Source organism: Chitinophaga sp. W2I13 (genome assembly GCF_050434005.1).
Classification (GTDB): domain Bacteria; phylum Bacteroidota; class Bacteroidia; order Chitinophagales; family Chitinophagaceae; genus Chitinophaga.
Genome location: NZ_JBNPWD010000001.1, coordinates 306,408 through 322,815 on the forward strand (window position 1 = coordinate 306,408; position 16,408 = coordinate 322,815).

A 16,408-nucleotide genomic window follows, 5' to 3' on the forward strand; every position below is an offset into this window, starting at 1 on the left:
TCATGATAAAAGTTATTGCCAGAACCTTACTGCTGACAGGCGCGTATCTTACCTGCCAGCTTAACACACAGGCTCAATCACCTGAACTGAATGTGCTGAACATCCGCAACAGCCAGGATCTGCAGGCATTCTTTAAGTATACCGGGAAAGATATTCCCTTTATCAGCGGGCATCGTGGCGGTGTAAACAAAGGCTTCCCGGAAAACAGTATCGAAGCGTTTGAAAATACCCTGCGGCATACGCCCGCCACTTTTGAAATTGATCCCCGGCTTACAAAAGACAGCGCCATTGTACTCATGCACGATGCAACACTGGACCGCACCACCACCGGCAAAGGAAAAATTTCCGATTATACACTGGCGGAACTTAAACAGTTCCAGCTAAAAGATGTGGAAGGAAATATCACCAATTTCCGCATTCCCACCCTGCAGGAGGCAATTGTGTGGAGCAAGGGGAAAACAGTGCTCATCCTGGATAAAAAAGATGTGCCTTTTGAGATGACCGCAAAAATCATTAAAGACAATCATGCCGAAGGAAACGTAATGGTAACGGTACATACCGCGGAAGAAGCCCGCTGGTACCACAGCCGCAATAAGGATATTGTATTCGAAGCATTTGTAAAAACACAGCAGGCGTTGGAAGAATACGAGGCCGCTAAAATTCCGTGGTCGCATATCATGGCGTATGTAGGTCCGGATAACAAACCGGCGCTGAAGGAACTTTACCAGCAATTAAACAAGCGTGGTGTGATGTGTATGATATCCACGGCGCCCACCTACGATAAGCTTCCTTCTTCCGCCGATCGCAGTGCCGCTTACCAGGCGATTATCCGCGATGGCGCCAGTCTTATTGAAGCCGACCGCTCCATAGAAGCCGCAGCGGCCATCCTGCCATTGGTTCCGGTGCATAGCGCCAAAAAGAAATTCTTCGGTAAAAAAAGTATTTAAAATACAAAAGCGTCTTACAATATAACTGTAAGACGCTTGTTTTATACGGCAAACTTATGGGGTCTTCATCCGTTTTAAAACGATTGCCTTTCTTCGCTTCCAGCCGGTAATCACCGGGTCTTCATTTGTTAATTTCCCTTTGGCATCTATTTGTCCCAGGCTTTTTGCCAGTGCCTGGCTTAGCTTCGCCGCCTTCCGGTGCGCTTTCATCCAGGTAGTCCTGGTTTGATGCACATTATCTTCCAAAGATTTTATCCCTTTGTTAATTGTTTCTAATTCTTTTTTATACGCTTTCTGCTTCCGGTAAATGATCATTAACCGGTTATAGGCAGCAATGGTCAGCGGATCATTGGAAAGCGCTTCGTTATACAAGGCAATAGCGCCTGGCAGGTCGTCTTCCGCCTCCAGTTGCCTCGCCTGTTCCAATAAGCTCTTATGGGAAATTTTATCCGCCATGCAACGGGTTATTAATGACCATTCAGGTATTTGATCACATCGCTTCTCATCGGCCCTGCTTTTTTGATGGCGTCTTTAATTTCCTGGTGGGTTTTAGATGGAAACTGCTGATGCAGGTATTCCACTTCTGAAGGGTCCTGGCTATCTACCCGGATATCATCCTGCTTGCCAACGTTTTTTTTATCGTCTGCCATAACAATGAAATTTAGGTGAAGAACTAATTACTTTTCCTTTTCAGTTGCCGCAAATTATATGCCCTGACCGATAACAGGTGTGGGACAGAAAAGCGGTGCGGAATTGCAGAAACTGCTCCCCAAAATGTAGCGGCCGTACATCGTAAAACCGGTTTCAAAGAAGGCTGCAACGTGTTCGCATTAATAGGATTATTATTTGATAAAAGGCTGCTATACAAACCAGGTTTTTATGAAAGCGATCGCTGCGGGCCTATTTGGTACTTTATTAATGACAGGCGCATTATATCTTCTCACCGCCATTACCGGTAAAAATTATAAAGTGGTGGGAGTGCTTGCTACTATGGTTACTAATCATACAACACCGGATAAGGGTTTAACCCGGAAGCCGGCAGACCTCTTAACCGGCATCATGCTGCATTACCTCATAGGTGTGTTTTTCGCCATTATTTACTTTTACCTGTGGCAGGCCGGCATAGGACGTCCTACCTTGTCCTGGAGTATCGTATTTGGGTTACTGAACGGTATTTTCGCGATGGGGTTCTGGTTTACTTTTATCCGTCTCCACCCGCGGCCGCCTGCCATCCCGGTGATGTCGTATGTGATGGCGGTTGGCCTGTCGCATGTATTATTCAGTATAGGCGTGCTCATTGTTTATACGCTATAACCCAGGCAGGGAAAAGCATTGGCGTGCTTTTCCCTGCTGTTGCTCATCTTCCTATGCATTCCATACGCCTTCAGCAGCGGTTTTCCGGGCATAGTCTGAGAAGTCCCGCGGCGCACGGCCCAGGGCGCGTTGCACTCCATCAGTGAGATGGGCATTCCGGCCATCCAGTACTTCGGCAAACAAATAGGTGACCAGCCAGATGAAATCATCGGGGATGTTATATTCAATGAGCATGGCTTTGTATGCTTCCATGGGTATTGCCTGGTATTGAATTGGCCTGCCTGCGGCTTCGGCTATTTCTCTCACCGCTTCTTCAAAGGTCATCAGGCGGGGACCGGTAAGTTCATATAGCTGGCCGTTATGGTTTTCCGTGGTAAGCGCCGCAATGGCTACGTCTGCAATATCATCCACATCCACAAACGGCTCTGCAACGTTTCCGGCCGGAAGCGCTACATGGCCGGCCAGCAGCGGATCTAACAGATAACCCTCACTAAAATTCTGGCTAAACCAGGCGCATCTGAGAATGGTCCAGCTGATCCCGCTGTTCATAATGATCTGCTCGCATGCCTGCGCTTCTTTTTCTCCGCGGCCCGACAACAATACTATTTTCTTAATGCCGTTTTTCACCGCTGTTTGGGTAAATGAACGTACCGTATCCACTGCTCCGGGTATCGCCAGATCCGGGTGATAGCTGAGATATACGGCGTCAATACCCTGTAAAGCAGGTTCCCAGGTGGATGTATCTTCCCAGTCGAAAGCCGGATTGGCAGAACGTGATCCGATACGTACGGGCCATCCCTTTTCTGTGAGTTGTGCTGCCACCCTGCTGCCGGTTTTACCGGTGCCGCCTAATACGAGTACTGTTTGTTTGGTAGTATTTGCTGTTTTCATGATCTATTTTTTCTCAAATCTACTATGGCGGTTACCCGGAAAATAGAACAAAACCGACACCGCGATACTTTCTTCTTACTTCAGCAATTCAAACTCCTTACTGGTAATGGTCAGCACCGTACCATGCCGGATGCCTTGCGGCATAGATAATTTGCCGGATACGTCCGTCCACGTTTTCAGATCAGTAGATTCCACTGCGCCATAACGGTGCTGGGTATACTTATCGAAATACACGATCCACTTACCGGCGGTATGCAATGCCGTAGGACCTTCCGCCCAGTAAGGCCCGGTAATAGGCGCAGAAGGCTTCCCATAGCCCCCTGTTAAAGTGTTGCTGACTGCTGTGCGGATATTTTTCTGTGGCGGTGTTTTGGTTTCATCTTTCAGGAACATAATAAACCGGCCCTGGTCAGGTACAATGCTCGCATCTATCACGTTAAAGCCCTGGTCGTATAATAATTTCGCCGGGCTGAAATGCTGGAAATCTTTTGTGGTAACATAATACAGCCGGTGGTTATATTTTTCGTCGCCGGTAGAATCGCCGGCGGTGAACCGGCCGGGGATCGTGGTGGCCCAATAGATCATATATTCTTTACGCCGGGCATCGTAAGTAATTTCAGGCGCCCAGCAGTTTAAGGCTCCCGGTTCATGCGCCATCACGGGAATATCTTTTTGCGCGGACCAATGCACCAGGTCGGCCGATGAAGCATAGCCGATGCTTTTTTCCTTCCAGCTCACGGTCCATACCATATGAAACCGGCCATCGGCGCCACGGATAATACAGGGGTCCCGCATCAGCTTATCCACTCCGGCGGCGGGTGTGAGCACGGATTGGTCGTTGTGCAGTGCCAGCCACTTATAACCATCCCGGCTATACGCCAGGTGCAGTCCATCCTGCCCGTTGTCTTTAAAATAGGCAAACAGGTATACCGCATCCTGTGCGGTGGCGTTATGCAGGAGTCCTGCTAAAAAAATAAGAATAAATAGTTTCTTCATAAATGACGGATCAACCTTAAATATACATGCAACGATTCGTTTTTCGCAGTCATGGTACCCTGGTAACAAGGCTTTTTTCAGGCCGCGGGTCTATTATTTCTGCCAACTTATTATATTTACCCTCAATTATCCAACCGCTGCTATCCCGAACTGCTCATGAAAAAAACGATTACTCACAGCAACATGTTCCGTCAGCTGAAGGCTGACCTCGGAGGTAAGGACTCTTACCGGGGGGTTACGCTTACCTATACGTGGCTGGCCAACCAGTTTGGTCACTTTTCACTGGGGTTTATTCCTGCATTCATTTTATACCTGGTGCTGAGGCATCGTATAGAAGAAACGCGCGCTGCACTTACGGCCGCCTGGAGTATCAGCGCCGTTTGGCTGGTATTTGAGGCCATCAACTTCCTGTGGCCTTTAACCTTTGGCAAAAAAGGCGGCGTAAAGTCATACGTATTTCAGCCTGCCTGGGGCAATGTGGCTTTTGATACCATCACGGATCTGCTGTTTTTCTGGCTGGGTGCGTTTTTCTGCTCCCTTTTATGTAAAGATACCATGGTGGCCAGGGCTATCGTAATAGTAACTGCGGCGTTGCTGCTCTACCCTACCTATTACTGGTATCTTACCAAAATGTACCTGCAAACGCCGGGCTATCCGTTTCAGTTCCGGCTGAGCCAATGGAGCACAGAACAGATTGCCCCCGAAGATATCGACCTGATCAGGCGTTTCCTGGACAGTAAAACACAGGGGATGCATCTGTTCCTGTTTGGGCCGAAGAACAGCGGCAAAACGAGTTTGAGCGTGGCCATCGCCACGGAACTATCCATCCGCCACTATTCGGCGGTGTATACTTCCGCCATGAAGCTTTACTGCATGTTTTATGAACACGACGATGACTCCACCGCCGATGTGCTGTGGACCTGGCGCAAAGCCTCCATCCTGGTGATAGACGATATCAATCCGGGCAACCCGGTGAAAGAAGACCTGATCACGTCCGACCGCTTCCTCAGCTTTGTGGATGGCTCCTCTACCAATGACATTAACAGAACCGCGTTAAAGGATACCAATGTTATCTGGGTGCTGGGCAACGACGACCAGGACCGTAAGCTGTCTGCCACCTGGCAAAACATGCTGCACAGCATAGGTGTGGAACGGGAAAAAATGCTTTCCCTCAACCTGGAGCGGTATGTACGGAAAAATAAAGCGGCTAAGGCAGAATATGATTTGCAAATGCAAAGCTGATGAGATGGGTCAGGCTTTTTACCCCGAAACGTTTATACATCGGTAAGATCCTTTTCTCAATAGCTGACTGCGATACCCCGAACCGGGCGGCAATTTCCTTGAAGGAATAACCTTCCGCCACCAGGGAAAGGGCGTCTTTCTCTTTTTCTGAGATGGCATAATACCGGAACAACTGCTTGTTCAACTCTTCCTCAAACTCGGATTTTTCAGGCCCGTATGCCGCATAGCGCATCACGTTTCCGAATTTAATGCTCTCATTTTTCTGGGAGTGGCCAATGATGCTGGTCACCTTTCCCTGTTCGGTGGTAAATACGCCCACTTTGCTGATGAGGGGTATGGGCGTGCCGTTTTTGTGGATCTTTTTCAATTCGATCGTAAAGCTGTATTGTTCGTCGCCAATAGATTTATTGTGCAGGAACATCAGGGCTTTATCGTTCAGCTCATTGGAAAAAGGGGCATATTCGGGTGCGGTAATATTTACAATGGTGAGCATGCTGATCTCGTTATCTGCATAGCCGAGCAATTCCTCCCAGCCATCAGCATACAACATCTTATTTTCTTTAAACGAATAAATATAGATGGCTTCATCCGCAAACCGGCGGATCGTATTTTTAAAATGCAAAGCTTCCGGGCTGGTCAGATCAGCCGGAACATCAGTTATAAATCCTTTCGAGTAACTTCCAAACCCCAACTTATCAGGATGCATCTTTTTGATCGTAAAAATAATAAAGAATAGCATAACCTGCGAATTTTCGCAGTTGATTCACTGGCTGCTGCGCTATACTTTTGCCCCTGTAATACAATCCTTTAAGGATTAACAAGAAGAATAGCTGATGGCCTTTTATCCGGAGATCCCATCAAAAGCAGACCTGGCAACGGTTTGCATAATGATGGTATCTCGGTAACACCCCAATATTAGTTTTTAACAAGTGTGTCTTAACGTCATTGTTGGTAACCCGGCCCCATTCAATAAATACAATGTTCCCCAGACCGGTGCAGTAATACAGAACTGCACCGGTTTTTTCTGTTTTGAGATATCAGTTATTATTTTACTTTTTTACTCACCATCCGTCCCAGTTCTTTTCCCGCTTTGGCATATGCATCGCCGATCCGCATACCGGTAGCGAACTGCCCCTTTCCACCTTTCATATCATTCATCATAGTTTACAGATAGATTTTTTCAGGTTGGCCCGGTCGTATATTTCAACCTCCAGGTTCACCGCCGCCTTCTGCGAAGAAACAGCCACGTTATAGCCCACCTCAATAAATTTTGTCCGCACCACCATTAAATATTTACTGGTGGAATCCTCGGTAAGTTTAATATCGGAATACTTGGTAAAAAGCTCTGAGAACTCGGGTTCATAATGTTTTTTCCTGTCGGCAAACCAGCTCTCCTCCCACTTGTCGCCGGTTCCAGGCTCTTTAGCATCCTTTTCCGCTTTTTTTCTTTTGAGATAGTTCGCTTCTTTTCCTTCTGTTCCTACGGTTACTTTATTGTAGTCGAAGGATACGCCCAATTCTGTAACATCCTTCAGGAAATCAAGCTTTCCTTTTACCAGGTCCTGTGCTTTTAATTGGGTTGTTGTGGTCATAGCTGCCACTAACAGCAGCAGGGTGAAAATTCTTTTCATACGGTAAGAGATCTGTTTTTTATCAAAAATATAGGTAATCCGGCGTGTTATAAACACTCCGTGAGCAAACATAAGTTTTAAAGCGCATTATTCCTTCTCCGCCCGGAAGGAGCCATTAGGCTGGATGGATGTTAACGCCACCACCTTGTCTTTATCATCCCTGATAAACTTCACCTTGTACTCTTTCAGCCCCTGAATACGGAAGGTACTGCTGTCGATTGCTTCCAGCATATACACCGGTTGCCCAGGCACTACCATGGTAAGTACCTGCTTATCCGACAGTTTGATCTGGATCGGCATGGAGGCCATTTTATAAGCGCCCACAAACGGCGCCAGCGAGGCTGCGGATAATACCACCTGTTGCGGTACGCGCTCAAATATAACCGGGTCGCCGGACGGGTCATAGGCAAAACTCAGCCGATCGATATCCCCGCTGTTATTCATCAGGAATTGTACTCTCATGTTCGACTTGTACTTTACGTCAATCGCCGTATCTGCAGCATCGTAAGGAGAGAAAATATTATAGTCTTCCTGGTTGAGGTACCAGGTCACATCGGGGAATGTGGCAAACAGGGAATCTCTCTTTACAGCAATATCAAAGTTACCATAAGCATCATTCTTAAACACTCCCGCGAATGCCGCTACCGGGTGTGTAGGAGGATGCGGCCTGGAGGCAGAATCCCGGTGAGGCGCGGGGTCTTCCTCCTTTTTGCCGGGTTTAGCTTTAGGACTGGTCGCGGCTGCAATGCCCAGCAACCGGTCGGTGATCAGGTTGGTCACCTTAGTGGGAATAGCGGAATTATTCTGATTGCTCAGCACCACGATGCCAATACTATCTGTTGGGTAAAAGGTAGTCAATGCCGTGAAGCCATCTATATTCCCGCCGTGTTCCACGCGGTAATGACCACGATAAGAAAGCAGCATCCACCCAAGTCCGTAATTGGCAAACTGGATATACGGTGTTTTTGTATCCGGTTCTCCGCCAGGAATGACCATCTGGGAAGAAATGGCTTCTTTCACATAGTCTGCCGGGATGATTTCCTTCCCGTTATACTTCCCGCCATGGATCCAGGTGATCAGCCACTTCGACATATCCGTTACCGTGCTGTTGATAGCTCCGGCGGGGCCCATTGCTACTATCGGGTGATACTTCATTTCATTAATGCCTTTCTCCCTGCTGAACTCATATCCGTGTGAGCGCTCTTCTGCAGCGGCGAGGGCAATAGTGCCGATAGAAGATTCACTCATGCCCAGCGGTTGAAAAACCCGGCTGGCAATGTTTTGTTCCCACGATTGCCCCGTTAACCGCTCTACCACCATTCCCTGTACCATAAACATAAAGTTGTTGTATTGCCAGCGGGCGCGCAAAGGCGCATTGGGCTTCATATAATGGATGCGTTTCAGCAGCGAGTCACGCGAATCCGTTTCAAAAAGATACCATGCAAGGTCGTAGCGCGAAAAGCCGGTACGGTGGCACATCATATCACGTAAAGTAACCTGGGTATTGAGATAGCTATCCGAAAAATCCAGTGCAGGCAGGTAAGTGGTAGCCGGTTTATCAAAATCAACCTTTCCCTCTTTCCGCAAATCGCCCAGCAAAGTGCTGGTAAATGCTTTGGTACAGGAGCCGATGGCAAAACGGGTATGTTCTGTCACCGGTAATTTTCGGGTCATATCCCGGTAACCAAAGCCTTTTGAAAATATCACCTTATCTTTTTCCACCACGGCCACGGCAAAGCCGGCGCCCTGCGCATCCTGCAGGATATCCGTCAGCGCGGCGTCTATCTTTTCAAGTTTATTATTTTTGGCGGGAGTTTGAGCAGTGGCCACTGCTGCAAAAATTAAACAACACAGGCAGGAGATCCACCTGTTAATTCTAGGTACTGTCATCGGGTTACTTTATTACCGTATAAGATTACAGTAAATAACCGGATTTAACAAACGCCTGCAACGAATCTCCCGACAATGACTATTTTTATGATCTATGACTCTTCCTGCTATCAAAACGGTCCTTGTTCTTGGCGCGAATTCCGATGTGGCCAAAGAAGCGATATTATTATACCTGGAAAAAGGCTATCATGTTATAGCCGCTTCACGCAGCACCGCCGACATCGCATCGTTTATGAAAGCCAGGAAGGCAGCCGCTGAGCAACTGACCATCTGTTACTTTGACGCCACCGCTTTTAACGATCACGCCGGGTTCTATGCCAGTCTGCCGGCTAAACCCAACATCGTGGTATATGCCGCAGGCTTCCAGGTTACCAATGAACAGGCGCTGGTGGATTGGGAAGGCAGTTACCGGATGATCAACGTGCATTATGCCGGCGCCCTGTCTATTCTTAATCTCATTATTTCGGATCCCGAAAACGATCACCTGGAAAGGATTATCGGGCTATCGTCGCTATCCGGCGTACGCGGGCGCAAGAGCAACTTTGTATACGGCAGCACCAAGGCTGCCTTCACACAATATCTTGCAGGACTGCGGCAATACCTGTTCTCCAGGAAAATTATTGTTAATGTAATTATAGCAGGATACATCCGCAGTAAAATGACAGCAGGACTTAACCTTCCCGAATATTTACTGATGGAGCCTTCTTTTATTGCAAAAACTATCGTGCATGCCGGTAACCGTTTTGCCATTGTGCCGGGCGCCAAATGGAAAATTATTTACCAGGTGCTGAAGTATATGCCGGAAAGACTGGTAGCCCGGCTGCCTTAATGCACCGGTGCCTGAAGCCGCCCACCCAGGGACTGCTATTAACCGCCACAGGCATTTCCCGGTACAATAAATTTGAATTTCTGTAAAAATGACCGATATTAGATATCAGGAAAAGAGGCCCCAAAAGACGAGTAACTCCAAATCAATACCCCAATAACCTCAATTAAAGACGGGGCTCTCCGTGTATTCAAATCAACCCCAAAAAAGATCATGGAAGCACTTGAAAAAATCTTCTTTGTAAACGTAGGCGCTGATGGCACCTTTGCCGATTCAGGTCACCTCTCCACTACCCCGGCTGATGTAGAACAGATCTTTAGCTTCCTCGAAGAAAAAGATATCGAAAAACTGCTGATCTATTTTCACGGGGGATTAGTCAGCGAAAAAAGCGGGCTGAAAGCCGCTGCTGTCATGAAAGAACACTTCGCCGACGCGGCTGCAAAAAGGCACACCGTGGCCTTTGTATGGGAAACCGGTCCCGCTGAGGTAGTGATGCAAAACCTCAAAAACCTGAAGGAACTTACCGGGAAAGGCGTGTTCGATGAAATCGTGAAATTCGTCACCAAACTGGTTGCCAAGAAACTCGGTCTGGATGATGCCAAAGGCGGGGGCACCTACCTTAGCGATGAAACTATTGCCGTAGAAAAACAAAAGATCGCCCCTTTTGAAGACCTCGACAGATCCCTGGACGCCCGCGGCGGCACCCCGCTTGAAATAGATGAGGAGGACGAAAACTACAGCACCTACTACGCCAAACTGGAAACAGAAGCCAAGGGGCTGGTCAGTGCCGAAGGATCGGAAGAACTCAAATATGAAAAGGCCGAAGGCGATGAAGTGGCCAGGGGCGGAATGCTGTTTGTGGCCAAAGTGGTAGCGCAGATAGCCTTTGCCGTGTTAAAACGCTACTTCAAAAAAACGCACCACGACTTCTACCCCACCATCATGGAAGAAGCCTTCAGGAAATTGTACCTCGATAAAATCGGCGGATGGGGCTGGAAACAAATCAAAGATAAATCCGGCAATATGTTCAACAGCAACAGCGGGGTAACCGGCAACAACCTGCACGCCGGTACGCACTTCCTCTCCTTGCTGGATACGCACCTGCAAAAAAGAAAGGCCGCCGGGAAAAAGCTGGATATAGAACTCATAGGCCACAGTGCCGGCGCTATTGCCGTATGCAATTTACTGGAAGCCACTGCCAATCATTTCAATGCCGTAACCTATAATAACGTCTTCTTCCTGGCCCCTGCCTGCAGAACAGACTTCTTCCTGCAGAAAGGAAGCCCCGCGCAGGAAAAAGGCGTGTTTAAACATTTTAAGATGTTTACCATGGATGAAAGCAACGAAAAAAAGGATCATTGCATTCCTTTCGCTTACACCCACTCCCTGCTATACATGGTGTCTGGCCTGTTTGAAGAAGAAGTGGATGCAAAAATCATGGGGCTGCATGAACAACTGAAAGCAACCGGCCGTTATGAAGACTTCGATGAACTGAAAAAACTGAATCAATATATCGGCAATAATAAACTGATCCTCTCCACCGATCTCGAAAATGCAGACGAAAGCCTGCGATGCAGCTCTCTTAAACACGGCGATTTTGATAACGACACACTCACTTTAACCGCTATTCTAAAAAGCATATAAACCATGGAATATGCAATTATAATAGGTATTGACCATTATGATAAAAGGGCACTCTCCGGGGCGGTAGCCGATGCAGAGGCATTTGCAAAATTCCTGACCGACATGCAACTTGTTTCTAACCCCGATAATATCAAACTACTGAAATCCGATGCCAGCAACCAGATTGTCATTGGCTATGAAATTGATAGTGCCATAGAAGCGATCACAGAAAATGCGAAAGCACACAGGAACGAAACCAATCGCATCTATTTCTATTTTTCTGGTCACGGCATCGGCAATACCTTTAACAACACCGCACTGTGCATGCGGTTCTGGCCCAAAATGATTAATCACTGTATCTCCAGCCTGGATTACCTCACCGGACTAATCAACAAGGGAATCTTTGATGAAGTGCTGTTGTTCCTCGACTGCTGCCGGGAAAACGACACCATGATAAAAGGTTTGCCTCCTATCGGCGACTGGCAGAATAAAGTGGGCGAACGGGTACCCAGGGTACTGGTTTGCAATTCTACCATCTATGGGAAACTAAGCTATGAAGTGTCTATCGACTCCAACCAGAAAAGGGGCGCCTTTACCTCTTTTCTCATCGAAAGCCTGAAAGGAGATGCCGATATCAACAACAGTGGCAAAATTACCGCGCTGGACCTGAAACAGCATATAGAAACCAATTTCCCAACGTATGCCCTGAAATATAACAAAATCCAGAACGGCAGCGCCTCCACCGACAATGGCGGCGATAACATCGTGATCTGCGAAGTAAAAAAACTGGAAGAAGCCTACAACTTCGAGATAACCTTCAACCGCAATTCCAATGTAACCCTCTATAATAAAAACGCCGACAAACTGCGTACAGCCGATGTAGTTACCGGCGAGAAATGGCACTACAAACTGGAAAAAGGAAATTATGTTTTACTGGACAATGTAAGTGGTGAACAAAAAACGATCATCAACTTTTCTGAAAACACTGTGGGTTATGAACAATTCTGATGTAAAATTCCATATTACCGTAGCTTTCAATCAACCTGTGGAGGGATTGCACCTCATACTCGTAAACGGGGATCTGCAGATCATTTACGCCGGGTATACTGCTGAACTGGATATGTTTGTGGACAAAGGCATTTACCGCCTGAAAGTGAACCTCATCGACTACTACCAGGAATATCTCCTCATTGTAGATGCCGATAAAACATTTCACTTCGACTTTGACTATCCCTCCGTTGCGCCCATCTTATCTTTTAAAGCCACGCATGATTACTTATGCAAAAACCTCGAAGCATCCAGCCTGCAATCCACCAACCCGGATACGCCGCACCGGCCAAGCTTCCTGTTCTTTGGCGCCAAATACGATAAAAACACTTTCCCCGAACTGGTTCCTGTTAACCTGCTTACCAGCTACTCCATCCTCAGCAGCACCAATGATACACTGATTGAATTCAACGCCGATAACACCCGCTTCAATAATGAAGAAGGCTGGTTCATCTTTTCCGGCAAACTGGAGAATGGACTGTACTTCCTGAAAGCCAATGGTACGGAAGATCCCAGGATCTTTCCATTTTACATATATGATCATTATCAAACGCAGTTCTTTATCCGCTATCACAATAAAGCCGATATGGAGAATTGCTTCTTCTTCTATTCCAATAAACAATCATTCAGCAGGGATGCAGAAGAATACCTGGTGCTGGACAAAATCATGTATGCTTTCAAAGACTATAAAAATTTCCAGCAACTCACCGACAGCGATCACCTTCTCATCCGGGAGCATCCTTTCCTGGTATCACTGGTCCGCGCCCTGCAAATACTGGCTACCGGGGAAAGTACGGACTTTACAGATTGCGCATTTCTGCCACTCCCGGATCTTGAACTGCTGACGGGCAACAAACAGCTCTTTGAACTAAATAATCTTTTGCCGGTACTTTCCGCCGTGATGACCCGGTTTGCCGTTAATGAAAATAATGGCGGGATTAATTTTGAGCAGGAACTACTGGTGGATATGGTGATCGATTACGTTAAATATGATCTTTACTGGAATAATTTTTCGCAGATAGATGCACCTTACAGCAACCTCACCGGCTTCATGAACCGTTTGGACGAGCTTACGAGAAGCTTTATTACCCATCCTTACATCATTAATGTTAAAGGGAATACCTACCAGGAACGGCTGATCCAGGCCGTTACCCGCCTCATTGCCACCAACCAGACAAAGGAAGCCATCAAGCTGCTGACAAGAGCGGATAGCATTTCCACGATCGCGCAGCAATTAAATTTACCTACCAGCCAGGTATTCCGGAACTTTGATACTTACAACGATATTTATAATAAGATGAAGCCTACGCAATGAGTGATATTTATTTTATTAAGACATAATAATTTCCAGGATCCCTTCATTTTCTATGATCATCATACCATGACGATCAGTAGTAATACCGGCTTCCAGCTGGTAGGTATACCTGGGAACAGTTCCTTCCATCACGGTTGGCAGGTAAGCAAACTGTAGGTTATCACATCGCTGTTTTAAGGTTTCCCCTACCTCAATAATATGAGTGGAGATAATAAAGAAAGAATTCCTGTATTGCGAAAAGGCTTCTGTTACCGCCAGGGTGGCATCGTACGCATCTTTTACATTGGTGCCTTTAAACAATTCGTCGAAGATGACTACCAGGTTCTTTTTCTGGCTCACTTCTGCTGCCACATTTTTAACACGCATTACCTCCGCATAAAAATGACTGTACCCCAAACTCAAACTATCCGGTACGTTGATAGAGGTATACAATCCATCCCTTACCGCAAACCTCATAGCAGTGGCGGCAACCGGGAATCCCATATGCGCCAGGTACACCGCAATACCAAAGGATTTCATCAGGGTGGACTTGCCGGCCATATTGGCGCCGGTGAGGAACATCACGTTCCGGTCGCGGTGAAGGGACAAAGGATTAGGCACGCCATGGTCCAGCCCCGGATGCCGGAGCCCTTCTACCTGCATTAAATGATCCGCTGCCGGCAACGCCGTTGCATAGGAGAAATTCTTTTCCCTTGCCACCTGGCTTACCGCGATGTAAACGTCCAGCAGGTAAATATTTTCCAGGATGATGTCCATTTCCTTTCGCAGGGTGTTACGCAGCAGGAAATCGTACCGGGCCACTTTCATCAGCGGCAGCTGTGTTACGCCTTTTTCCGCTGCAAGCCACTTTAACCGGGGGCCGGAAAAAATACCCAGCAACATTTTTACCTGTTCTTGAAAAGGATGCTGGTTATCATTCATACGGCCCAACAATTCTTTCAATGCGTTTAATGCGGCAATGCAGGCGAGCAGCCCGTTGTGCAGGATGTCAAACTGGTCGTCCCGCAACAACGACTGCCAGATCTTCTTTCTCACAGTAATAATAATCGCTGACACACTGTTGCCGGCGGTTTCCATGCCCAGGTAGTTTTCCGCTGCCCGGAAGGAGCCGTTCTGAAAAGGAAATTCCAGCTGCTTTTCCTGGTAGTACCGGAACGTACCGCTGCGGTGGTTGATTTCTTCCGGCGCGGTGAGCGGATGCTGGAACATGGATTCCAGTAACCGTTCCCCGCCCGCGGTGCGCACTTTATTAAAAATACTGTAAACGGAATGTGATTTATATTTACCCAGCAGGTTCAGGTCATCTAATGTTTGTTTATCAGCAATGAAGCTCATGTTATTGTCTTTTAATTCATGTTGAGATACCTGCCCGCAGCATATCGAGGATGCCCTCATTATTTATGATGATCATACCATGGCGGTCGTCTGTAATACCATTTTCCAGCTTATACGTATACACGGGTTTGTTCCCATCCATTCGTGTAGGCAGGTAAATAAAATGAACATTGTCGCAGGCTTGCTTTAATATCTCTCCCGCCTCAATGATATGAGTGGAAATCACGAACAGGCTGTTGCGTTTGGTAGCAAAGGCTTTGGTAATGGCAATAGTGGCTTCGTAAGCGTCTTTTACGTTGGTGCCACGGAACATTTCATCAAAAACGATCAGCAGATTTTTACCCTGACTAAGTTCATGCGCTATCTTTTTCACACGCAATACCTCCGCATAGAAATGACTGGCGCCCATTCCCAGATTATCCGGAAGGTTTATAGTAGTATAGATGCCATCCAACACTGAAAATTCCATCCGGGTGGCCGGCACCGGGAAACCCATATGCGCCAGGAACAGCGCAATACTCAATGATTTCATAAAAGTAGACTTGCCGGCCATGTTAGCGCCTGTCAGGAAAATAACATTGCCTTCCGGTGTTATCCCTATGGTATTGGCAACGGCATTGGGCACCTGCGGATGATATACGCCTTCCAGCGTCACCGTTAACCGGCTTGGAGGCAGGGCTGCCGGGAACACAAATCCCCTTTCCTTTGCCACCTTTGCTATCGCTATATACACATCGAGATAATAGATATGCCGCAGCAGTTTCAAAATAATGTCCCGGTGGCGGAAACGGAAAATACCGTCAAAAGCAGCCATTGTAGCAGCAGGCAGCTTGTCTTTCCCTTCGTGCAGGATCACCGGGTTCAGTGCATGATCAGTCAGCAGCGCATCTATAGCGGCTTTCTCCGTGTTATAATAAGGCATTCCGGTTACTGCCGGTGAATGAATAAAATCGTTCAGTCCTTTTATCAGCCGGGTAAGCGCGATCACTCCTTTCCGGATCTGAACAGCGTCGGCATCCGGTGCAATAAAACTGCTGAGTTTTTTGGTAACCGCATGATCTTCCGTAGTGAGCCTGGTCCGTTCATCCGTATTACCGAGATAAGGTTCCGCCGCATCAAAGAGGGTGTTCTCAAACGGGAACATGGTTTCTTTTGCCGCGAAATGCTGGATGATACCACTGCGACGGTTAATCAATTTCTCATCTGACAGCGGGTACTGGAACATCTCATCCAGTACCGCCGCACCACCCCTGGTGATGCAGCGGTTAAAGATATTGAAGATGGAATCTCCGCCATGTTTGCCAAAGATGTTAAGATCTTCCAGTGTTTGTTTATCTGTAGTAAATAACAT

16 protein-coding genes are annotated in these 16,408 nt (G+C 47.3%); 7 read left to right on the forward strand and 9 right to left on the reverse strand.

Going from position 1 to position 16,408, the window contains the following annotated elements:
- The first annotated feature begins 2 nt into the window (after positions 1 to 2).
- A complete protein-coding gene (locus QFZ48_RS01220) occupies positions 3 to 947 on the forward strand; it encodes a glycerophosphodiester phosphodiesterase family protein (RefSeq protein WP_429046367.1) in 945 nt (314 codons plus the stop codon).
- A gap of 54 nt (positions 948 to 1,001) precedes the next feature.
- On the opposite strand, the gene QFZ48_RS01225 is transcribed toward QFZ48_RS01220, so the two are convergent.
- A complete protein-coding gene (locus tag QFZ48_RS01225; protein WP_429046365.1) occupies positions 1,002 to 1,403 on the reverse strand; it encodes a hypothetical protein in 402 nt (133 codons plus the stop codon).
- Positions 1,404 to 1,414: 11 nt separating this feature from the next.
- A complete protein-coding gene (locus QFZ48_RS01230) occupies positions 1,415 to 1,597 on the reverse strand; it encodes a DUF3606 domain-containing protein (RefSeq protein ID WP_370911713.1) in 183 nt (60 codons plus the stop codon).
- Positions 1,598 to 1,826: 229 nt separating this feature from the next.
- On the opposite strand from QFZ48_RS01230, the gene QFZ48_RS01235 reads away from it, so the two are divergent.
- On the forward strand, positions 1,827 to 2,261 hold the full coding sequence (locus QFZ48_RS01235; RefSeq protein WP_429046364.1) for a hypothetical protein: 435 nt from the start codon (positions 1,827 to 1,829) through the stop codon (positions 2,259 to 2,261).
- Between the two features lie 51 nt (positions 2,262 to 2,312).
- Here the strand turns inward: QFZ48_RS01235 and QFZ48_RS01240 are convergent, their stop codons facing one another.
- Together QFZ48_RS01240 and QFZ48_RS01245 are read right to left on the reverse strand one after the other, a co-directional pair.
- Entirely contained in the window at positions 2,313 to 3,152 is an 840-nt protein-coding gene (locus QFZ48_RS01240) for an NAD(P)H-binding protein (RefSeq protein ID WP_429060760.1), read from the reverse strand.
- 75 nt (positions 3,153 to 3,227) lie between these two features.
- Complete coding sequence (locus tag QFZ48_RS01245; protein ID WP_429060761.1) at positions 3,228 to 4,148, reverse strand: glycoside hydrolase family 43 protein; 921 nt, start codon at positions 4,146 to 4,148, stop codon at positions 3,228 to 3,230.
- A 156-nt stretch (positions 4,149 to 4,304) separates the two neighbouring features.
- On the opposite strand from QFZ48_RS01245, the gene QFZ48_RS01250 reads away from it, so the two are divergent.
- Positions 4,305 to 5,390, forward strand: coding sequence for an ATP-binding protein (locus tag QFZ48_RS01250; protein ID WP_429060762.1), 1,086 nt, complete (start codon positions 4,305 to 4,307; stop codon positions 5,388 to 5,390).
- Here the strand turns inward: QFZ48_RS01250 and QFZ48_RS01255 are convergent.
- The 3 genes from QFZ48_RS01255 to QFZ48_RS01265 form a co-directional block, all read right to left on the reverse strand.
- Positions 5,356 to 6,129, reverse strand: a complete 774-nt coding sequence (locus tag QFZ48_RS01255) for a LuxR C-terminal-related transcriptional regulator (protein WP_370911708.1) — start codon at positions 6,127 to 6,129, stop codon at positions 5,356 to 5,358. The two genes, QFZ48_RS01250 and QFZ48_RS01255, sit on opposite strands and share 35 nt — an antisense overlap.
- Before the next feature lie 418 nt (positions 6,130 to 6,547).
- Positions 6,548 to 7,021 (reverse strand): hypothetical protein, encoded by a 474-nt coding sequence (locus QFZ48_RS01260; protein ID WP_429060764.1) that lies wholly within the window; start codon positions 7,019 to 7,021, stop codon positions 6,548 to 6,550.
- An 87-nt stretch (positions 7,022 to 7,108) separates the two neighbouring features.
- Entirely contained in the window at positions 7,109 to 8,911 is a 1,803-nt protein-coding gene (locus QFZ48_RS01265; RefSeq protein ID WP_429060766.1) for a serine hydrolase, read from the reverse strand.
- 94 nt (positions 8,912 to 9,005) lie between these two features.
- On the opposite strand from QFZ48_RS01265, the gene QFZ48_RS01270 reads away from it, so the two are divergent.
- From QFZ48_RS01270 to QFZ48_RS01285, 4 genes are all read left to right on the forward strand, one after another.
- Positions 9,006 to 9,740: an SDR family NAD(P)-dependent oxidoreductase gene (locus QFZ48_RS01270; RefSeq protein WP_429046356.1), complete on the forward strand. Its 735-nt coding sequence runs from the start codon at positions 9,006 to 9,008 to the stop codon at positions 9,738 to 9,740.
- Positions 9,741 to 9,950: 210 nt separating this feature from the next.
- Positions 9,951 to 11,381 (forward strand): hypothetical protein, encoded by a 1,431-nt coding sequence (locus QFZ48_RS01275; protein WP_429046354.1) that lies wholly within the window; start codon positions 9,951 to 9,953, stop codon positions 11,379 to 11,381.
- 3 nt (positions 11,382 to 11,384) lie between these two features.
- Positions 11,385 to 12,368: a caspase family protein gene (locus QFZ48_RS01280; protein WP_370911703.1), complete on the forward strand. Its 984-nt coding sequence runs from the start codon at positions 11,385 to 11,387 to the stop codon at positions 12,366 to 12,368.
- The gene (locus QFZ48_RS01285) at positions 12,355 to 13,722 is read left to right on the forward strand and encodes a hypothetical protein (protein ID WP_429060768.1); all 1,368 of its coding nucleotides are present in this window, start codon (positions 12,355 to 12,357) and stop codon (positions 13,720 to 13,722) included. Before QFZ48_RS01280 ends, QFZ48_RS01285 begins: the two co-directional genes overlap by 14 nt.
- Before the next feature lie 15 nt (positions 13,723 to 13,737).
- Here QFZ48_RS01285 and QFZ48_RS01290 read toward each other — a convergent pair whose 3' ends face one another.
- The gene (locus QFZ48_RS01290; protein ID WP_429060770.1) at positions 13,738 to 15,057 is read right to left on the reverse strand and encodes a MutS-related protein; all 1,320 of its coding nucleotides are present in this window, start codon (positions 15,055 to 15,057) and stop codon (positions 13,738 to 13,740) included.
- Between the two features lie 16 nt (positions 15,058 to 15,073).
- Positions 15,074 to 16,408 (reverse strand): MutS-related protein, encoded by a 1,335-nt coding sequence (locus QFZ48_RS01295; protein ID WP_429060771.1) that lies wholly within the window; start codon positions 16,406 to 16,408, stop codon positions 15,074 to 15,076.